An 18176-nucleotide genomic window follows, 5' to 3' on the forward strand; every position below is an offset into this window, starting at 1 on the left:
TGATACGGCCGGCGTCCTCCACGCCGGCCGTTCGCGTGTCCGGAGTCCCCCGAGCCCTCCGAGGACGCCGGGCCGCCCCGTCGCCGGCGGCCCGGCGTGCTCTAAGGCGGCTCAGAGGCGGCGGCCCGGGTCCTCCAGGGGCGCGGCGTTGCCAAGCGGCCCGGCGTTCTCAGGCTGCCCGGCGGGTTCCAGGCGGTGCAGCATGGCGGGCAGCGCGCCCTCGTGGACCACGGTCAGCCGCCGCGTCGCCCGCGTGGTCGCGACGTACAGATCCTGGCCTCCCTTCGGGGACTGACGCAGGATGCCCTCGGGGTCGACCACGACCACGGCGTCGAACTCCAGACCTTTGGAGCCGCGCACGGTCAGGACGGCCACCCGGCTGTCCAGCGGATCGACGGCTTCGGGAAACAGCGCGCCGATCTCGGCGTGCCGGGCGTCCGGCGTGACGACGCCCACCCGCCCCTCCCCGATCTCACCCCCCTCCCCGATCTCACGCAGTTCCGCGTCCACCAGCCGCCGCAGATCGGTCCCGGCGGCCGGTACGGCGCGGGGGCGGGCGCCGCCGTGCCTGACCGACTCGGGCGGCTCCTGCCCGGGCTCCACCGCCCGCAGCACGTCCGCGGCCACCTCCATGATCTCCGCCGGGGTGCGGTAGTTGACCAGCAGGCGCTCCTCCCGCCAGCGCCCCTTCACGTACGGGTCGAGCATCTCGCCCCAGGACCGGGCGCCGGCGGCCGCGCCGGTCTGCGCGATGTCGCCCACGACCGTCAGGGAGCGGGCCGGGACCCGCCGCATCACCGTCCGCCACGCCATCGCCGACAGCTCCTGCGCCTCGTCCACGATCACGTGCCCGTACGCCCAGGTGCGGTCACGGGCGGCCCGGTCCGCGGTCGTGACGTACGGCCCGTCGTCGCGGTTGCGGCCGGCCAGCGAGGCCGCGTCCAGCACCGAGGCGGCGTCGGTGATCGTGAGTACCTCCCTGGCGTACAGCTCCTCCTCACGCCGCTCCTCCTCCGCGCGGCGCCGTCTCGCCTCCGCCCCGTGGTCGTGCTCGCCGAGCAGTTCGGCGGCCTCGTCGAGCAGCGGCACGTCGCCGACGGTCCAGGGCGCCTCCCGTGGCCGCAGCAGCACCGCGCGCTCGTCCTCCGTCAGGTGCGGCCCGGCGGCGGCGCGCAACCGCTCCTCGTCGGACAGAAGCTCGCGGACGAGCCGCTCCGGACTGATCTCCGGCCACAGGGCGTCGAGTGCGTCACGTACCGATCGGTGCTCCCACAGGGCCGTGGCCGCGTACCGCAGGTCGCCGTCCTCCAATGGCCGGTCGAGCCGCTCGGCCTCGTCGCGCGCCAGCGCCGGCAGGATCCGGCGGACGAAGGCCCAGCGGGCGATGTTGTGCGGCCGCCGCAGGCCGCGGGCGTGGTCCCGGGCCCGCAGGCAGGTGGCGTGGTCCACCCGCAGCGTCATCTCCTCGACCACCACCTCCACGCCGCCGCGCAGGGAGGTGCGGACGGGGATCCGCACCTCCAGGTCGCCCTCCGGCACCCGCTCCCGGTCCCGTACGGCCTCCTCGATCACCCGGACCATGCGCGGGTCGCCCTTCACGACGGCGGTGGCGGGCGCGTCCTCGGCCTCGGCCCGCACGCCGGGGTGGAGCCCGCCCAGGCTGGTGAGCACCACCTGGGTCTCGCCCAGCGCCGGGAGCACCTGGCCGATGTACCGGGAGAAGGTCGCGTTGGGCGCGACGACGAGGATGCCGCGCCGTTCCAGCGTGTCGCGGTGCGTGTAGAGCAGGTACGCCGCGCGGTGCAGCGCGGCGACGGTCTTGCCGGTGCCCGGCCCGCCCTGCACGACCAGCGCCCCGGCCAGGCCCGAGCGGATCACCCGGTCCTGCTCCCGCTGGATCGTCGCGACGACCTCGCCCATGCGTCCGGTGCGCCCCCGCCGCAGCGCCGCGAGCAGGGCCGCCTCGCCGACGAGCGTACGGCGGTCGGCGTCGGCCATCCGGTCGAGGTCGAAGACCTCGTCGTCGATCCCGACGACCCTGCGGTCCCGGATATGGAGGTGACGGCGGCGCACGAGACCCTCGGGGTCGCCGGGCGTGGCGACGTAGAAGGGGCGTGCGGCCGGTGCCCGCCAGTCCACCAGCACGGACGTGTGGTCGTCGTCGCGGAGCCCGACACGCCCGATGTAGAGGGTGCGGCCATCGCCGTCGTCGACGCGGCCGAAGCAGAGGCCGCGTTCGACGGCCGACAACCGCGCGAGGCGGTCGGCGTGCTCGGCCGCCGTCACCTCCCGCTCCACGAGCGCCTGCCTGGTGCCCGAGGCGCCCCGGGCCAGAACGTCGCGCATCCCGCGGCCGGCCCGGTCGCGGGCGACGTCGAGACGTTCGTACAGCATGGAGACGTACTCCTGTTCACGCCGCAGGGCCTCGGCGCGAGCGGCGTCCGGTTGACGATCACTCATTCCTGTGATAAACTCCTAACGAGGGAATCTGTTTTTCAGATATTTTCGAACCTCTCACTATAGGCCATGTCCGGCCGTTTCCCCGCCTGCCTTCCGGCTCTCTTCCGCTTCTTCTCGGCCACCACTGATGCCGCAGTCGATCTGTGTGACGGATGTGAGTGAGGCCGCGCCTCTTCTGGGTAGCCGTTCTCGCGGCGGAGGAGCCGCCCGCGTCCCGTTCCGGATTCGTGCGGGCGCCCGGTGAACCACCGCGCACCGCGGGACGTCTTGGAAACAAGGAGGCCCGGATGGACGTCCTCGACAGCCTCGTGGACGAGGAGCTCCGGCTGGAGTTCGTCCTCATCGAGGCGCTGCACCAGGAGGCGGAACGGCTGGCCGCCCCAGCCGTACGCTGAGATCGCGCGCCCGCCGTCCCATCAGGGGACGGCGGGCCGCCTTCACGCCCGCCCGCGCCGGGTCCGGAGTCTCAGATCCAGGGGCGGAACACGGCCCGCACGCAGCCGTCCTTCTTGTTCTTGAACAGGTCGTAGCCCCTGGGCCCCTCGTCGAGCGTCATGGTGTGCGTGGCGAGGTGGGACGGCTTCAGGTCCCCCCTGCCGATCAGTTCGAGCAGCTTCGGGATGTACCGCTGGCCGTGCTGCTGCGCGCCCCGCAGTGTGAGGCCCTTGTTCATCAGCGCGCCGAGCGGGAACTTGTCGACGAACCCGGCGAAGACGCCGAGCACGAACACCGAGCCGCCCTTGCGGCAGGCGTGGATCGCCTCCCGTACGGCGGCCGGGCGGTCCTGCTCCAGGCGGAGCCGCTGCTTCACCCCGTCGTAAAAGCGCTGCAGGCCGGTGCTGTCCGCCTCCATGCCGACGGCCTCGATGCACACGTCCGGTCCCCGCCCCCCGGTGCGCTCGCGCAGTTCGGAGACGACGTCGGTGGTCGTGTAGTCGACCACCTCGCAGCCGACGTGGCGGGTGGTCATGGCCAGCCGTTCGGGGTAGCGGTCGATCGCGACGACCCGTTCGGCGCCGAGGAGCATCGCGGCTCTGGCGGCCATCTGGCCGACGCCGCCGCAGCCCCACACAGCGACCACGTCGCCGGGCCGTACGCCGCCGAGGTCGGCTCCCATCCATCCCGTCGGAACGGCGTCGGAGGCGAACACGGCGTCCATGTCGGAGACGCCCTCGGGCACGGTGAACGCGTTGTGGTCGGCGAAGGGCACCCGGACGTACTCGGCGTGGCTGCCTCTGAAGCCCCCCATCGCGTGGGAGTAGCCGAAGATCCCGGCCGTCGACCCGCCCCACATCAGGTCCGTGATGCCCGGGTTGGGGTTGCTGTTCTCGCACAGGGACCAGTCGCCGTGCCGGCACGACCAGCAGCGCCCGCAGCCGATGATCGAGCAGACGACCACCCGGTCGCCCGGCCGGTGCCGGGTCACCTCCGGGCCGGTCTCCACGATCTCGCCGAGGAACTCGTGCCCGATGACGTCGCCCGCCCGCATCGCCGGGATGTGACCGCCGAGCAGGTGCAGGTCGGAGCCGCAGGTGGTGCTGGCCGTCACCTTCACGATCGCGTCCTGGGCGTTGAGGATCGCGGGGTCGGGCACCCGCTCGACCGACAGCTCGTTCACGCCCTGCCAGCAGACCGCCTTCACAGCCGTCCCCCTTCCGACGCCCGGCCGAGCGCCAGGTCGAGGACCTTCCCCGGCAGGGTGGGCCGGGTGGTGACGATCTCCTCGTCCGACCGCAGCACGTCGCCCGTCTCCAGCAGGGACTTCGCCTCGCGCAGCGCCGTACGGACCGCCGTGCGGGAGTCCTCGCCGCGCAACCGGGTCAGGGCGCCTTCGGCCCGCGCCGTACGCCCCCTCGGGCGGGCGTAGAGTTCCGTGCCCCGGCCGCCCGGCGCCCGGTTCATCCGCACCTCCGCGTCCACGCGGGTCAGCGGCTCGGGCAGCCTCTCGCCGGGGGCGACCTCCTCGGGCGGCCGGTTGATCGTGACGCCGAGCCAGCGGCCGGCCGCGAGGGGGTCCCTCGCCGAGACGGGCATCCGCCCGCGTGCCGCCGCCCATCGCGCCGCTCCGAGGCCCGCGGCCGCGAGTGCCGCGGCGGCGATGAGACGTCTCATGACCTCGCCCCCTCCAGGCCCCCAGGCTCCGCTCCCCGGCCCGGCCGTCCTGTGGGGGTGCTACCCGGGCCCTGTGGCCCTATCCCGCCCGTGGCGGCACGTGAGGAGGAGTTGGGGAGGTCTTGGATCGGCTCGCGGAGGCTTCGGTGGCCCCAGGCCGGTCGCGAGAGCCTGTCGCGGGGGCCTGTCGCGGGGGCCTACTGGGAGGCGCGCGGCGGAGCGGCGGCGAGAGCGGCCTCGACGGTGGGGAAGACCGGGACGTGGGACGCCAGGCCCGTGATCCACAGGGCGCGCGCCGCACCCTTCTCCAGCGCGACGAGAGCCAGCCAGCCCCCTTCGTCGAGTGCGCGCTTCCAGCAGCTCACCAGCAGGCCGGTCGCCCTGGAGTCGAGGAAGTCGAGCCCCAGGAGGTCCATGACCAGGTGCGGCCCGTACTGCGCGAAGGCCTTGTCGAAGAGCCCGGAGGCCGTCTCGTGGGTGATGAAGTCGAGCGTCCCCCGCACCGTCACCACTCCGAGGATGCCGCTGCTCCCACTGTCTCCGGCGTCGGGCGTGATCGGCTCTGTCGAGATATGGAGTTCGGACATCAGGACACTTCCAAAGCGTTCGGCATGATGCGCGCGACGAGGATGCAGGTGTCGTCACCGGTGTTGCTCGGAGCGAGGACCCCCATGACGGCCGCCACCCTCTCGTCCGGAGGCACCTTCGGCACCACCTCCGCAATGGCCTCGCTGAGGATGTCCAGACCCTCGAACAGGTCCCGGCCCGGTCGTTCGATGAGACCGTCGGTGAACATCAGAAGCAGGTCGTCCGGCTCCAGCCGGACCTGTGCGCACGTGTAGCTCACGCTCTCGAAGACCCCGAGGAGGACTCCGGGATGCAGCAGCCGGTGCACCTTGTCACCCCGCACCAGCAGCATCGGAGGGTGACCCGCGTGGGTCCACGTGAGCGTGCGGTCCTCGACCCGGTAACGCGCCAACACCGCCGTGGCGAGCACGTCGGGCCGCATCCGCCGCAGCAGCCGGTTCAGCGCGACCAGGATCTGCGCCGGGTCGTGGTCGGCGAAGGCCAGCCCGGTGATGGCGTGCCGCAGCTTCGCCATGGCGGAGGCGGCGGCCAGGCCGTGCCCGGCGACGTCGCCGACGGCCAGCAGCGCCTCCTCGTTGTCGAGGTGGATGGCCTGGTACCAGTCGCCGCCCAGCGGGGCCGTCTCGGCGGGGAAGTAGCGTACGCCGAGCTGCAGCCCGGGCACGGCGTCCTGCACCGGGAGGATGATGCTCTGCAGGCGCGCGGTGAGCTGCGACTCCTCCTCCAGCCGCTGGCTGACCTCGGCCAGCTCGTCGGCGGTCCGGCGCCAGTCGGTGACGTCCTGGAGCACGCCGTGGATCTCGACGGGCCGCCCCGCCGCGTCCCTGGTGACCTCGGCCGTGGCCCTGATGTGCCGGTGCTCCCGGCCGACGCGGATGCGCAGCTCGAACTCGTGCGGCCCGCCGTTCTCGATGAGCGTGGAGAGCGCGTGGTCGACGACGGGCACGTCGTCGGGGTGGGCGATCTCGCGGTAGTACTCCAGGGGGAACGGGCCGTCGGCCGGGTCGCGCCCGTGGATGACGTAGAGCTGGTCGGACCACTCGACCTCGCCCGTCACCAGGCTCCAGTGGCCCCAGCCCAGGTGACCGAGGCGCTCGGTGTGCAGCAGCCGGGCGGCCAGCCGCTCCTCCCTGTCGTGACGCACCCAGGACAGGAAGATGCCGCCCTGCAACGGGGCCACGCGGACGCTGTAGGTGGACAGGTAGGGGACGCCGTCGTCGTCCTCCCGGTGAATGTAGGGAGTGACGTCCTCGGCCTCCCCGGTCGACACGACCCGCAGGCAGGCCTCCCAGAGCGGGGAGCCGGCGACGCTGGGGTATCCCTGCAGCATGCGCAGGCCGACGAGTTCCTTGCCGACCCGGTCCTTGATGTCGCGGGCCTCCGGGCTCGCCGCGAGCACCTCGAAGTCGACGACGACGCCGGCCGGATCGCGGATCGGCAGCTGCCAGACGCCCTGGGTCGGCATCGCGTCGAGCGTGGCCTGCACGAGGGCGGTGACGGCTTCCCGCGGGAGTTCGCCGGACCCGCCAGGCGAACTGTTCACAGGGGTCAGCCGCAGAATGCGATCACCTCCACCCATGAACCCGCCGTCCGCCTTCCACCAGGGCACAAGAGCGGACTGTCGGAAGGATCGCTCTTGTCTTCCCGCCGAGACTACCCCTCCCCGCCAAGGATAGGTGCTGGGCCCCACTTGGTCTCCCCCCGGAAAGTCCCGACGGATCTACCGAGGTGAGCGGGGGCGGGGAGTCTCCGGCAGCGGTGAACGCGGTGGTAAATGAGGTGACGGGCGCGTCCCGGAGCGGCACGATGGACTGTCACCTCATCCTGTGCACCCCTCCTCCCCGTGCACCCTTCTCCACCGCCACCCCGTCTCCCGGAGTTCTCACATGAATGGCGTCCGCCGCGATCTCGGCCTGCTCGGAGATCGGCGGTTCGCCCTGCTGCTGGCGGCCCGCACGATCTCCGTGCTCGGCACCGCCTTCGCGCCGGTGGCCCTCGCCTTCGGCGTGCTCGGCCTCCCCGGCGCGACCGCCACGACGCTGTCGGCCGTGCTCACCGCCGAGGCGCTGCCGATGGTGCTGTTCATCCTCGTCGGCGGCGTGATCGCCGACCGGCTGCCGCGCCACCGGGTCATGATGGTGGGCGAGTCGCTCAACGCGGCGGCGTACTTCTGCCTGGCCGCGATGATGCTCACCGGCTGGACGCCGCTGCCCGCCCTCGTGATCGCGAGCGCGGTGAGCGGCATCGCCGCCGCGGCCCTGTTCCCCGCCCTGACCGGCATCATCCCGGACGTGGTGCCCGCCGACCGGCTGCAGACCGCGAACGCGCTGCTGGGGCTGGGCCAGAACGTCTCCCGCGTGGCCGGCCTGGTGCTGAGCGGCGCCGCCGTGGTCCTGCTGGGGAGCGGCTGGGCGCTGACCGTGAGCGGGGCGATGTTCGCCGTGGCCGCCGTACTGGTCGCGTTGCTGCGGCTCACGCCGGCCGAGCGGACGGCGGGCGTCGGGCACTCGGTGCTGGCCGAACTGCGGGACGGCTGGCGCGAGTTCGTCTCCCGCCAGTGGCTGTGGGTGGTCGTCGCCCAGTTCTCGGTCCTGGTCATGGCGCTGCAGGCCGCCCACGGCGTGCTCGGGCCGCTCGTCGCCAAGGAGTCGCTCGGCGGGGCGCCCGCGTGGTCGGCCGTCCTCGCGGGCGAGGCCGTCGGCATGATCGTGGGGGTGGTCGTCACGCTGCGCCTGCGCCCCCGGCGGCCCATCCTGGTCGCCACGCTGCTCACACTGCCCACCGCCGCGCCGTACGTGCTGCTCGGCCTGGACGCGCCGTTGTGGACGGTCGTGGGCGGGGCGTTCGTGATGGGGGTGTGCTTCGACATCTTCGGCGTGCTGTGGCAGACCACGATGCAGCGTGAGATCCCGGCCGAGTCGCTGTCGCGGGTGAGCTCCTATGACGCGCTCGGGTCTCTCATGTTCGGGCCGCTCGGCCTGCTGGTGGCCGGGCCGGTGGCCATCGGGGTGGGGCCGCGGCCGGCGCTGGTCGCCTGCGGCGCGATCATCGTCCTGGTCACGCTGGCGGCGCTCCTGGCCCCCGGCGTGCGCGGACTGCGGGTCGCCGAGGAGGAGACCACGCCCGTACCGGCCTCGTCCTGACCGCGCGTGCTCCGGGGCGGGGCGCTCCGGGCCCCGCCCCGGGCCACGCGGCCTACCGGGCCGGTCTGGTCAGCCGGACCTCGACGCTGATGCCCTCCGTACGGATCTCGCAGGTCCCGAACGCGCTCTCGGCGGCGAGGCGGGCGAACAGGTCCCGGGAGTAGGCGCGGCGGCGCAGCGCGAGCAGCGGCACCTTCGTCATCAGGGCGTTCAGCGGCGTGAGCCCCATGCCCCTGATCTCCTCGTCGACGGCGGCCCGGGACGCCTCCCGGCTCATGTCCTGGATCACCGCCCGGCCGCCGGGGCGCAGCACCCGGTGCATCTCGTCGAGGGCGCGCACGGGCCGCCCGAAGTTCTTGAAGGCGGCCTGGCAGACGACCAGGTCGAAGGAGCCGTCGCGGAAGGGGAGGTCGGCGGCGTCGCCCCGCAGCACGTCGACGTGCACCCCCGCCCGGCGGGCGTTGCCGGTCGCGATCTCCACGAACGTGCGGCTGAGGTCGAGCCCGGTCACCGCGAACCCGAGCCGGGCCGTCTCGACGGCCAGGTGACCCGGGCCGGGGGCCACCTCCAGGACGGCCGCCCCCGCGGGCAGCCCCACCGTGACCTCCGCCGCGAACCGCCGTACGGCGGCCAGCTGGGGTGCGGAGGCGCGCTGGCGGGCGTACCACCGGGCCACCGCGCCCTCCATGCCGGCCGCCTGCTTCTGTGTGATCTTCTCCATGGTCTTCTCCGGTGTCGGTTCGTACGGGTGTCCGAACCGGCCCGTGGAGGGAGCCCGGCTATCCTTGCGGTTGCCAACCTTGCGACCGGATCCGTCCGCGGGTTTCGGTTCGAGGGTCGCGACCCCGGCGAGGTGTTCCCGCACCACGCCGGGGTTCGCTCATGGGGTTCAGTCCGAGGTGAGGCCCCTTTCGGCGAGTTCGGCCATCTCGGGCGGCATCCGCCCCGACTCGTGCCAGGCCCGCCACATGGGCAGGTCGGGGAAGGCCCCACTGGTCAGTTCCTCGACGAAGGACCGGATCCACGCGGCCTCCGCCTCGCGGACGGCCAGGTCGTACTCCGCCTCGACGAGGAACAGCCGCGGCGTCTCCCGGCGCCACTCGGCGAGGGCCTCCCGCTGCGCGGCGACGTCCTCCTCCAGCCGGGCCAGCCGGCGCCGCAGCAGGCCGGTCAGCTCCTCCGGCGGAAGCACTCCGCACACCGAGAGGGCGGCCTCGAACCTCGGCCGCTCGGGCTCGGGGTCCGCGATCAGGTCGCGTACCCAGTCGGCCATCTCTGCCCGCCCGGCGTCGGTGATGCGGTAGATCGTGCGCTCGGGGTGCGCCCCCTCGCGCACGGTTCCCGCCACCTCCAGGAACCCGTGCTTCTCCAGGTTGCGCACCACCGTGTAGAGCGACCCCCACTTGACGCCCATGTCGCGGTCCTTGCCGCGGGCCCGCATCAGGGTGGCCATCTCGTACGGATGCATGGGGCGCTGGACGACCGTCGACAGCACCGCCAGGCCCAGCAGGTTGTTCACCTTCCGCCGCCCGGCCATCGCCCTCACCTCGTCTCTGCTACTCGTAGACAAGTATACGCAGACGAGTATTGCCAACGTCGAGGTCTATAGGTTGCATTCCTAACTAGCTCGCTTTATCGTCTAGATCGTTACCTGATGTAGAAAGGGCGGCTGGTCATGACCGTTCCGAGCTTCACGGTCCCGAGCCTGTTTCTGGCGGTGCCGCTGACGGCCTACCTGGCCTTCGTCTCCCCCTGGCTCGGCAGGCGCCAGTACGCCCGGCTGGCGCGGCGCCGCGCCGACGACCCCCGGGCTCTCGTGCGGGCGTACCGGATCTGGATCGGCGAGGAGTGGGCCTGGATCGCCGTGACGGCGCTGATCCTGGCGCTGTCGCCGGACGCCGGCCTCCGCGACCTGGGCTTCACCCGGCCCGACGACTTCGGGAAGGTCGCGGCGATGACCGCCGGCCTGGGGGGCGCCCTGCTGGCCGGCTCCCTGGCGCTCCGCCACGCGTCCCGGTCCGGCCGCGCCTTACCGGGTCAGGAGGCCGTGGCGGCACTGCTGCCGCGCACCCCCGCCGAGCGGTGGCACGCCGTCGCGATGGCGGTCACCGCGGGCGTCTGCGAGGAGGTCGTCTACCGCGGCCTGCTCATCGCGCTCGGCGTCGGGGTCCTGGGCCTGAACCCGAACGTGGCCGCGGTTCTCGCCCTGGCGGTGTTCGTGGCGGGACACCTCTACCAGGGCTGGAGGGGGATGGCCGGAGTGGCCCTCCTCGGTCTCTGGTTCACCGCGATGTACCTGGCCACCGACAGCCTGCTGCTGCCGATCGTGGCGCACGTCCTGATCGACGTCCGGGGCCTGGTGCTCGTGCCCGCGCCCTCACCGGAGAAGGTCGGCCACGCCGCCTAGGTAGCACCGCTACCGTGCGAGGATGAGCTCATGGCGACCGACCGCCGGGCGAGCTGGCTCAAGGGAGTCCTCGATCTGCTGGTGCTGGCCAGCCTGACCGAGGGCGAGAACTACGGCTACGAGATCGCCAAGATGCTCGCCGCCTCGGGACTCGGCCAGATCAGGGGCGGCACGCTGTATCCCGTGCTCAACCGGCTGGAGGAGGCGGGCCTGGTGTCGGCCGAGTTCCGGGTGACCGAGCGCGGCCCCGGGCGGCGCTACTACCGGCTGACGGAGCAGGGCCGCCAGACGCTCGCCGAGCAGGGCCGCCTGTGGCTGGCGTTCGACGAGTCCGTACGCACCATGCTGGCCACGGGAGGGCTGAAGTGACCGGCTACCTCGACGAACTCACCGCGCTGCTGCGCGCCGGCGGCGTGCCGGACGAGCAGGCCGAGGCCATGGTCGCCGACCTCACGTCGTACGCCGCCGAGACCGGCGCGGACCCGGAGGAGGAGTTCGGGCCGGTCGGCGGGTTCGCGGAGCAGCTTCTGGCGGCGCGCTCGCCCGAGGCCGACGCGGCGGACGCGACCGAGTGGCGGTGGACCGCCGACGTCTTCGCCGACCGGCAGATGCTGGCCCGGCTCGGCGACCAGGGCTGGGAGGTCGACCGGGTCGACTCCCTCGGCAGGTTCGTCAGCCACCGCGACCCGGAGCGTCCGCAGCGGTGGGAGTACCGCAGGGAACGGGTGACACCGGGTGGCGCCCGGGCGCTCGCCGAGCGGTTGGCGCCCGAGGGCTGGGAGCCCTGCGGCACCTGGGTCTGCTTCGGATACTTCAAACGGCCCAAGGCCGCCAGCGTGGGACCGGCCGCACAGATCGACTCCCCGCCCGCGGCCCCGGGGCGGAGCATCTTCTTCAGCCGTCGGTTCTATGCCGTGACGGCCGCGCTCCTGATCGTCCTGGTCGCGCTGTGGGCCCTGTGGGGGCGGTCCGAAGGCGGCGAGGGGGCGGGCTTCTTCGCCGGGATGGCCGTCGGAGGCTGCACCGCGATCGCGGTCCTGGCGCTGGTGCTGTGGTGGAACGCGCGCCGCCGCGGCTGAGTGGCCCCCCGTACCGGCGACACCGCGCGCACCACACCGTGCCCCGGCACCGGCCCTCCGTGTGTTCTTCAGGACGGGCGCGGCCCGGCCAGGAGCTCGCCGACCTGAACGACCGCGAACTCGACCTGGCCCTGCCCCTCTTCCCAGTTGGCGATCAGCGTGCAGCCCTCGTCGGAGAGCAGGTCGCCGCCCGACCGCTCGGTTCGCAGATACATCAGCCCCTCCTCGCCGTCGGTGCAGAAGAAGCTCAGGTGAGCGAACAGCTCGGGCGGCGTGAGGCCGGCCAGCGCCTCCTGCCACTCCTCGGCCGCCTCCACCTCGAGGGGAAGGACGTTTTCGGGGCCGGTGCCGAGCGCGGTGGCGACCCGCATCGCGTCGAAGAGCGTGCCGTCCGAGACCAGCCGCGGGTGGCAGACGGTCCAGGTCCCGCGCAGATCGGACGCGGCGAGGTCGTGCCGCGTCAGCAGGGGGGCCAGTTCACCGCCCAGGACGAGCCGGCCCGCGAAGCACGCCGCCGCCAGATCCGCCTCGAACTCCGGCGGCAGCCCGGCCTTGTCGAATTCGAAGACCGACCGGCTCGCGTCGAACTCCAGCAACGGCTCGTCCAGATCGAAGATCGGGCAGTCCCAGACGATCGGCTCGGCGCCGCTGAGGGCGGCCGGGTTCACCCAGGCGGTGTCCCGAGCGAAGCCGAGCTCGTTGATGAGGTTGCCGCCGAAGAACGTCGCATAAACGGCGTCGGCGTCGAAACTCGCCAGCGGACGGCCGAGCAGGATCTCGAAGGCACCGGTCAGCTGTTCCCGCCACGGGCCCGGAATGTTCGCAGAAGCGGAGATCATGCCGGGACCATACAGGCTCCGTCATCCCCGACCAGATTCATCGGAAGCGGACCGGCTCGCCCGGCACGGCGCCAGTGCCGGGAGGGGCACTAGCCTGGGGCGCGATGGAGCGTCTGACCACAGCGCGCGGGACTTTCGGCCTCGCCCGCTTCCCCGAGGATCCCCGCGACCCGCTGCGCGCGTGGGACGCCGCCGACGAATACCTGCTGCGTCATCTCGACGAGCGCGAGGACGGGCCGGTGGACCTGTCGGGGAACGTGGTCGTGCTGGGCGACCGGTGGGGCGCCCTGGTCACCGCGCTCGCCGGGCATGGCCCGATCCAGATCAGCGACTCCTTCCTCGGCCGCCGGGCGACCGTCGCCAACCTGGAGCGCAACGACCTGCCCGCCGACGCCGTACGGCTGCTCACCACCAGGGAGGCGCCGCCGGAGCGGATCGACGTGCTGCTGGTCCGGGTGCCGAAGAGTCTCGCGCTCCTGGAGGACCAACTGCACCGCCTCGCCCCGGCCGTGCGTCCCGGCACCGTGGTCGTCGGCGCGGGGATGGTCACCGAGATCCACACCTCGACGCTGCGGCTGTTCGAACGCATCCTCGGGCCGACCAGGACCTCCCTGGCCGTGAGGAAGGCCCGGCTGATCTTCTGCGCGCCGGAACCCGGGCCGCTCCGGAAGGACGATCCGTGGCCGCGGAGCCTCCGCCTGCCCGCCGACGCCGGGGTGGTCTCCGGCCTGACCGTCGTGAGCCACGCCGGGGTCTTCAGCGCCGACCGCCTCGACGCGGGCACCCGTCTGCTCCTCCGCAACCTGCCCACGCGTACGGGGGCGGAGCACGTCGTCGACCTCGGCTGCGGCAACGGGGTGATCGGGCTCGCCGCGGCGCTGTCCAACCAGGACGCCGAGGTGACGTTCGTCGACGAGTCGTACCAGGCGCTGGCCTCGGCGGAGGCGACGTTCCTGGCGAACGCCCCGGCGGGCGCGGTCGCGCGGTTCACGGCGGCCGACGGCATGGCCGGTTTCCCGCCGGGCACGGCGGACCTGGTGCTCAACAACCCGCCGTTCCACAGCCACCGCGGCCGGACCGACGCGACCGCCTGGCGGATGTTCAACGGCGCCCGCGCCGGGCTGCGGCGGGGCGGCGAACTGTGGGTGGTGGGCAACCGCCACCTCGGCTACCACGTCAAGCTGCGCAGGCTCTTCGGCAACTGCGAGGTCGTGGCGAGCGACCCGAGGTTCGTCCTGCTGCGGGCCGTCAAGAAGTGATCAGAACAGGGTGAGCGGCTCGTCCTGGGCTTGGTCGCCGAGTTGCCCGGACAGCGGTTCCGGCAGTGGCTCGACGCCGGGCACCTCGGCCCGTACCGCGTCGTGGAACAGACGGGCGAGCACCGGCGCGTCGGCGTTGTCGGGAGTGTGCACGAACACCGTCGGGGAGCGGCCCTCGCGCAGCCACCCGGCCACGGTGTCCACCCAGTGGCGCCAGCCCTCGACCGTACGCGCCTGGTCGTCGCGGCCGAGATAGCGGACCACCGGCCGGTCGGTGAGGGCCGTGGTGCGCAGGGGCACGCGCGGCTTCTTCGTCCAGGCGTCGCGCTCGGCGTCGCTGGTCGGCGGGCTCCGGAACAGCACGGTCGTGTCGAACGGGATCCACTCCGCACCGGCCCCCGCCAGGACGGCCTCCAGCAGCCGTACGGCCCGCGGGTCCTCGAAGAAGGCGCGGTGCCGCACCTCCACGCCGTACCGGTGGGAACGGGGAAGGCGGGCGAGGAAGGTCCCGAGGACCCCGGTGTCGGCGGGCCCGAACGAGCCGGGAAGCTGGATCCACAGCGTGTGGGCGCGCGGCCCCAGCGGCTCGATCGCGTCGAAGAACGCGCGCACCTCGTCCTCGGCGCCGGTGAGACGGCGTTCGTGGGTGATCGACTTGGGCAGCTTGACCACGAAGCGGAAGTCCGGGCCGGTCTGCCCGGCCCAGGTCTCCACCGTGCTCCGCGCGGGCGTCGCGTAGAAGGTGGTGTTGCCCTCCACCGCGTTGCACCAGGTCGCGTAGGCCCGCAGGCGCTCCCCGGGCGGGAGCGGGTGCGGCAGGAGGCGCCCCTGCCACGGCTTGTGCGTCCACATCGCGCATCCCACATGAACCCGCATGCCCCGACGCTATCGAAGCGTCACCGAAAAGCGTCAGGTGTAGTAGCCCTCGACGGGGACCCGCGCCTCGTCGAACAACGCCGGCCCCTCCTGACGGAAGGACGACGGGCCGGTCGGCGGCTTCAGCGTGCCGAGTTGCTCGGTGGAGAGCGCGAAGACGACACGGCCGAGCCCGGAGCGCTCGATGGCCCCCGCGCACATGCCACACGGCTGGCAGCTCGTGAACATGGTCGTGCCGGCCGCGGTGGCGGGGTCGAGCTCGCGGGCGGCCCAGCGCGCGAGCTTCAACTCCGGATGGGCGGTGATGTCCGAATCCGTGAGCGAGGTGTTGCACTCCTCGGCGAGGACGCCGCCGTCCGGGCCCACGAGCAGCGAGCCGAACGGCGGGTTCCCATCCTCCCGGGCCGCCGCGGCCAACTCGATCGCCCTGCGGAGGAGGTTTTCTTCGTCCGGTGTCACGGGTGCTCCGTTCTCGTACGGGCGGCGGCCACCGTCGCGAGCATGCGCCAAGCCGCCTCCGGATGGTTTGTCTCATCGGGGTCCCCGCGGAAGGGATCGAGCAGGACAGTCTCGGCGCCGAGGAGGCGCAGCCGTTCCAGGTCGTCGAGGACCTGGCCGACGGTGCCCTCGCCGGCCCGGCGTTCCGCGCCCTTCACGGGGGTGTCGGTGAGCCGCAGCAGGATGCGCGGGGCGAACGCGGGGGCGGGACGCCCCAGGCCCGCCGCGATGGCGGCCAGCCGGTCCATCCGCTCGTCCAGCCACGGGAGGGTGAAGCGCAGCGGGTGCCACGCGTCGCCGAGGAGCACCGCCCTGCGGAGGGCGGCGTCGCTGCCGCCGCCGATCCAGATCGGGATGTGCCCGGCCCGGTAGTCCTCCTCGTCCCGCCACGCCCGGCGGATCGCCCGCAGGTGCTCGTCGGTCAGCGCGCCGCGCCGCTCGTACGGCACGCCGAGCGCCTCGAACTCCTGCCGCGCCCAGCCCACGCCCACCCCGAGGGTCAGGCGGCCTCCGCTGAGCTGCTGGAGGTTGGCCGCAATCCGGGCCGTGAGCAGCGGGTGCCGGTAGGGCACGATGAGCACGGTGGTGCCGAGCCCGATCCTCGTGGTGATCCCGGCCAGCCAGGACAGCGTGGTGAACGGCTCGTAGAACGGCGCCGGATACTGCCCGGCGACATCGGGGGTCACGACGACGTGATCGGAGACCATGAGCAGGTCGAACCCGAGATCCTCCGCCGTCTCCGCCCAGCCGCGCAGCACGTCCGGCCGGGTGCCCGGCCCGAAGTTCGGGACGTTGACACCTAGTTTCACCGGTCCAGGCTATTGTGCGGCCACGCCATCGGGAAGGAAGAATTCCCTGCTTGACGGTGGTTCCGCCGTGGATTCCCCGGTAGATTCGGCGAATGGCCGAGAGTCTTGACGCGACGGACTGGTCCATCCTCGCCGAGCTGCAACGCGACGGCCGCGTACCGCTCACCGAGCTGGCCCGGCGGGTGAGCCTGAGCGCCTCCGCGACGACCGAGCGGGTGCGCCGGCTGGAGGCGGTCGGCGTCATCAGGGGTTACCGCGCCGTCGTCGATCTGGGGCAGGCCGGATACGCCGTGCTCGCCGTGGTGCGGCTCAAGTATCCGGGCAGCAGGCACGAGCCGCTGCACCGGCTGCTGGGCGAGCGCATGGAGATCCTGGAGTGCCTGCGCACCACCGGCGATGACTGCTACACGCTCAAGGTCGCGGCCACCTCCATGGCCCACCTGGAGAAGGTCGTGGACGAGCTGGCGCGGTTCGGCAGCACCACCACCAACATCGTCTACAGCGAGACGCTCCAGTACCGCGGCCCGCACGCCACCTGAAAACGGCACAGCGGCGGGCGAGTCCGGCGCGACGGACACCCCGGGCCGTCTGCGGCGCGCCGCCCTGATCAAAAGATCCGCTCCACGGCGGCGCGTGCGGCGGGCACCGATCGGCGGACGGCGGTCAGCCGGCGTCGGGGATGTAGGACAGGTGCAGCACCCCGGTCTTGAACGTCTCGGAGCCGACCAGCTTCAGCTTGTGCGTCGGGGTGTCCTCGAAGAGCCGGTGGCCGCGGCCGACGACGATCGGGTGGACCAGCAGGTGCAGCTCGTCGAGCAGCCCGTTGGCCAGCAGCCATCGCACGGTCGTCGCGCTGCCGGACATCTGGATGTCGCCTTCGGTGGTCTGTTCCTTGAGCTCGCGCAGCCTGCCCGCGACGTCACCGGAGACGAGGGTCGTGTTGGACCAGTCCGCCTTCTCCAGGGTGTTCGACACGACCCACTTGCGGGCGTTGTTGAACGCCGCCGCCACCTCGGGGTCCTGGTCGGTGGTCGTCCAGTAGGCGGACCACTCGTCGTACAGCCTGCGGCCCATCAGGAAGCCCGCGGCGTTCTGCATGCCCGCCTGGACGACGGCGCCCATCTCGTCGCTCCAGTACGGGAAGTGCCACTGGTCCGGCGACTCGACCACGCCGTCCAGCGAGATGAAGAAACTCGAAACGATCTTCGCCATTGCTCTGCTCCCCTTTTCCTCTTCCTCGGCGGCGCCCCGTTCACGCCGGCCGCGCGACCCTTCGCCGTCACGCCGGCCGCGAAGGGAAGATTAGAAGAGCGTCGGCAATCAGGTCTTGTACAGAAGCGACAGCGGCTCCACCGGATCGCGCTCGCCCAACCGCGTGGCGGTCTGCCCGACGTAACGGGCCAGTGACCTCGCCAGATGCGGCTGGTCGAAGTAGCCGAGCCGGTGGACCACCTCGGTCGCGGGCACGCCCTCCCGGATCAGCACGGCCGCCCGCCGGGCACGCTCGATCTGCCGGACCGTGCCGCGGGTGAGGCCGGTCGCCGCGAGGAAGCGCCGCTGGAGGGTGCGCTCCGACAGGTCCGGCGACGCGCCGCCGAGCACCGCGGCGACGACCGGGTCACAGGCCAGGACGTCCTCGCGGACCATGCGGCGCACGAACATCTCGGCGTTGTCGTAGTCCGGAAGGCACCAGGCGGACCCCTTGAGGTGGAACGTCCTGCGGGTCGCGTCGGGTATCTCCGCCGAGGCGTCGACGAGGCGGTTCGCCGGAAGATGCGGCATCGAGGTGCCGAGCGCGAAGACGATCCCGAAGAACGTCGCGTCCTCGGGCACGGAGGCCCGTGCCGCCCTCGTCTCCGGCCCCTGCACGGACACGCTGACCTGCCCGCGGTGTTCCCAGAAGACCAGGTCCCAGTGCGCCGTCGCCACGGACGTCATCTCGCTGACGTCCTGGCTGGTGCTCCGCCACACCCGCTCGATGTACGGCGAGTCGGACGGCCGGCTCTCGATCTCCAGAGCCATCTCGCCTTCCCCCTTGTCCTGTCACCGACGGCGCCGGGAGCTTACCGCACATGAACGTTTCACCCCCGGCGGGGCGGCGGGGAC

19 protein-coding genes are annotated in these 18176 nt (G+C 72.5%); 6 read left to right on the plus strand and 13 right to left on the minus strand.

All coding sequences use genetic code 11. The annotated features are described in order from the left end of the window. Positions 1–111 precede the first annotated feature (111 nt). The 5 genes from HHX33_RS02555 to HHX33_RS02575 all read right to left on the minus strand — a co-directional run bounded on the left by HHX33_RS02555 (position 112) and on the right by HHX33_RS02575 (position 6703). Positions 112–2460, minus strand: a complete 2349-nt coding sequence (locus HHX33_RS02555) for a HelD family protein (protein ID WP_182873100.1) — start codon at positions 2458–2460, stop codon at positions 112–114. 466 nt (positions 2461–2926) lie between these two features. Then, positions 2927–4102: a zinc-dependent alcohol dehydrogenase gene (locus HHX33_RS37035; protein ID WP_182873101.1), complete on the minus strand. Its 1176-nt coding sequence runs from the start codon at positions 4100–4102 to the stop codon at positions 2927–2929. Further along, a complete protein-coding gene (locus tag HHX33_RS02565) occupies positions 4099–4572 on the minus strand; it encodes a hypothetical protein (RefSeq protein ID WP_182873102.1) in 474 nt (157 codons plus the stop codon). The genes HHX33_RS37035 and HHX33_RS02565 overlap by 4 nt, the downstream gene beginning before the upstream one ends. 197 nt (positions 4573–4769) lie before the next feature. Next, positions 4770–5159 (minus strand): STAS domain-containing protein, encoded by a 390-nt coding sequence (locus HHX33_RS02570; protein ID WP_182873103.1) that lies wholly within the window; start codon positions 5157–5159, stop codon positions 4770–4772. Continuing rightward, positions 5159–6703: a PP2C family protein-serine/threonine phosphatase gene (locus HHX33_RS02575; protein WP_182873104.1), complete on the minus strand. Its 1545-nt coding sequence runs from the start codon at positions 6701–6703 to the stop codon at positions 5159–5161. Before HHX33_RS02575 ends, HHX33_RS02570 begins: the two co-directional genes overlap by 1 nt. Positions 6704–7046: 343 nt before the next feature. On the opposite strand from HHX33_RS02575, the gene HHX33_RS02580 reads away from it, so the two are divergent. Further along, on the plus strand, positions 7047–8303 hold the full coding sequence (locus HHX33_RS02580) for an MFS transporter (protein ID WP_182873105.1): 1257 nt from the start codon (positions 7047–7049) through the stop codon (positions 8301–8303). A 52-nt stretch (positions 8304–8355) separates the two neighbouring features. Here HHX33_RS02580 and HHX33_RS02585 read toward each other — a convergent pair whose 3' ends face one another. Together HHX33_RS02585 and HHX33_RS02590 are read right to left on the minus strand one after the other, a co-directional pair. After that, positions 8356–9024, minus strand: a complete 669-nt coding sequence (locus HHX33_RS02585) for a class I SAM-dependent methyltransferase (RefSeq protein WP_182873106.1) — start codon at positions 9022–9024, stop codon at positions 8356–8358. Between the two features lie 168 nt (positions 9025–9192). Then, positions 9193–9840 (minus strand): PadR family transcriptional regulator, encoded by a 648-nt coding sequence (locus HHX33_RS02590; protein ID WP_182873107.1) that lies wholly within the window; start codon positions 9838–9840, stop codon positions 9193–9195. Between the two features lie 138 nt (positions 9841–9978). Between HHX33_RS02590 and HHX33_RS02595 the strand changes: the two genes are divergently transcribed. Genes HHX33_RS02595 through HHX33_RS02605 form a run of 3 tightly spaced genes read left to right on the plus strand, consistent with a single transcriptional unit; the run spans position 9979 to position 11789 of the window. Continuing rightward, entirely contained in the window at positions 9979–10710 is a 732-nt protein-coding gene (locus tag HHX33_RS02595) for a CPBP family intramembrane glutamic endopeptidase (RefSeq protein WP_182873108.1), read from the plus strand. Positions 10711–10740: 30 nt separating this feature from the next. Further along, positions 10741–11079, plus strand: coding sequence for a PadR family transcriptional regulator (locus HHX33_RS02600; RefSeq protein WP_182873109.1), 339 nt, complete (start codon positions 10741–10743; stop codon positions 11077–11079). Further along, positions 11076–11789 (plus strand): hypothetical protein, encoded by a 714-nt coding sequence (locus HHX33_RS02605; RefSeq protein WP_220501385.1) that lies wholly within the window; start codon positions 11076–11078, stop codon positions 11787–11789. Before HHX33_RS02600 ends, HHX33_RS02605 begins: the two co-directional genes overlap by 4 nt. 68 nt (positions 11790–11857) lie before the next feature. Here HHX33_RS02605 and HHX33_RS02610 read toward each other — a convergent pair whose 3' ends face one another. Then, a complete protein-coding gene (locus tag HHX33_RS02610; protein ID WP_182873110.1) occupies positions 11858–12628 on the minus strand; it encodes a hypothetical protein in 771 nt (256 codons plus the stop codon). 104 nt (positions 12629–12732) lie between these two features. On the opposite strand from HHX33_RS02610, the gene HHX33_RS02615 reads away from it, so the two are divergent. Further along, on the plus strand, positions 12733–13887 hold the full coding sequence (locus tag HHX33_RS02615) for a methyltransferase (protein WP_182873111.1): 1155 nt from the start codon (positions 12733–12735) through the stop codon (positions 13885–13887). Here the strand turns inward: HHX33_RS02615 and HHX33_RS02620 are convergent, their stop codons facing one another. From HHX33_RS02620 to HHX33_RS02630, 3 genes are read right to left on the minus strand one after another with little or no spacing between them, the layout of a single operon-like run. Continuing rightward, positions 13888–14763, minus strand: coding sequence for a DUF72 domain-containing protein (locus tag HHX33_RS02620; RefSeq protein ID WP_182873112.1), 876 nt, complete (start codon positions 14761–14763; stop codon positions 13888–13890). 33 nt (positions 14764–14796) lie between these two features. Further along, positions 14797–15222 carry a nucleoside deaminase gene (locus tag HHX33_RS02625; RefSeq protein ID WP_111697494.1) on the minus strand — a complete coding sequence of 142 codons (426 nt, stop codon included), beginning with the start codon at positions 15220–15222 and terminating at the stop codon, positions 14797–14799. Then, complete coding sequence (locus HHX33_RS02630; RefSeq protein WP_111697493.1) at positions 15219–16070, minus strand: LLM class flavin-dependent oxidoreductase; 852 nt, start codon at positions 16068–16070, stop codon at positions 15219–15221. Before HHX33_RS02630 ends, HHX33_RS02625 begins: the two co-directional genes overlap by 4 nt. Before the next feature lie 92 nt (positions 16071–16162). Between HHX33_RS02630 and HHX33_RS02635 the strand changes: the two genes are divergently transcribed. Then, positions 16163–16609, plus strand: a complete 447-nt coding sequence (locus HHX33_RS02635; protein ID WP_111697492.1) for an Lrp/AsnC family transcriptional regulator — start codon at positions 16163–16165, stop codon at positions 16607–16609. A gap of 124 nt (positions 16610–16733) precedes the next feature. On the opposite strand, the gene HHX33_RS02640 is transcribed toward HHX33_RS02635, so the two are convergent. After that, positions 16734–17282 (minus strand): dihydrofolate reductase family protein, encoded by a 549-nt coding sequence (locus HHX33_RS02640; RefSeq protein ID WP_182873113.1) that lies wholly within the window; start codon positions 17280–17282, stop codon positions 16734–16736. A gap of 108 nt (positions 17283–17390) precedes the next feature. Continuing rightward, entirely contained in the window at positions 17391–18092 is a 702-nt protein-coding gene (locus tag HHX33_RS02645) for a helix-turn-helix domain-containing protein (RefSeq protein ID WP_182873114.1), read from the minus strand. Positions 18093–18176 lie beyond the last annotated feature (84 nt).

This window comes from Microbispora sp. H10670 (genome assembly GCF_014161385.1).
GTDB classification, from domain to species: Bacteria; Actinomycetota; Actinomycetes; order Streptosporangiales; family Streptosporangiaceae; genus Microbispora; species Microbispora triticiradicis.

Coding starts and splice junctions, on each gene's coding strand:
- HHX33_RS02645 (WP_182873114.1), bottom strand. CDS start 18,092: ATGGCTCTGGAGATCGAGAGCCGGCCGTCCGACTCGCCGTACATCGAG.
- HHX33_RS02555 (WP_182873100.1), bottom strand. CDS start 2,460: ATGAGTGATCGTCAACCGGACGCCGCTCGCGCCGAGGCCCTGCGGCGT.
- HHX33_RS02565 (WP_182873102.1), bottom strand. CDS start 4,572: ATGAGACGTCTCATCGCCGCCGCGGCACTCGCGGCCGCGGGCCTCGGA.
- HHX33_RS02595 (WP_182873108.1), top strand. CDS start 9,979: ATGACCGTTCCGAGCTTCACGGTCCCGAGCCTGTTTCTGGCGGTGCCG.
- HHX33_RS02620 (WP_182873112.1), bottom strand. CDS start 14,763: ATGCGGGTTCATGTGGGATGCGCGATGTGGACGCACAAGCCGTGGCAG.
- HHX33_RS02590 (WP_182873107.1), bottom strand. CDS start 9,840: ATGGCCGGGCGGCGGAAGGTGAACAACCTGCTGGGCCTGGCGGTGCTG.
- HHX33_RS02635 (WP_111697492.1), top strand. CDS start 16,163: ATGGCCGAGAGTCTTGACGCGACGGACTGGTCCATCCTCGCCGAGCTG.
- HHX33_RS02570 (WP_182873103.1), bottom strand. CDS start 5,159: ATGTCCGAACTCCATATCTCGACAGAGCCGATCACGCCCGACGCCGGA.
- HHX33_RS02585 (WP_182873106.1), bottom strand. CDS start 9,024: ATGGAGAAGATCACACAGAAGCAGGCGGCCGGCATGGAGGGCGCGGTG.
- HHX33_RS02580 (WP_182873105.1), top strand. CDS start 7,047: ATGAATGGCGTCCGCCGCGATCTCGGCCTGCTCGGAGATCGGCGGTTC.
- HHX33_RS02600 (WP_182873109.1), top strand. CDS start 10,741: ATGGCGACCGACCGCCGGGCGAGCTGGCTCAAGGGAGTCCTCGATCTG.
- HHX33_RS02615 (WP_182873111.1), top strand. CDS start 12,733: ATGGAGCGTCTGACCACAGCGCGCGGGACTTTCGGCCTCGCCCGCTTC.
- HHX33_RS02610 (WP_182873110.1), bottom strand. CDS start 12,628: ATGATCTCCGCTTCTGCGAACATTCCGGGCCCGTGGCGGGAACAGCTG.
- HHX33_RS02640 (WP_182873113.1), bottom strand. CDS start 17,282: ATGGCGAAGATCGTTTCGAGTTTCTTCATCTCGCTGGACGGCGTGGTC.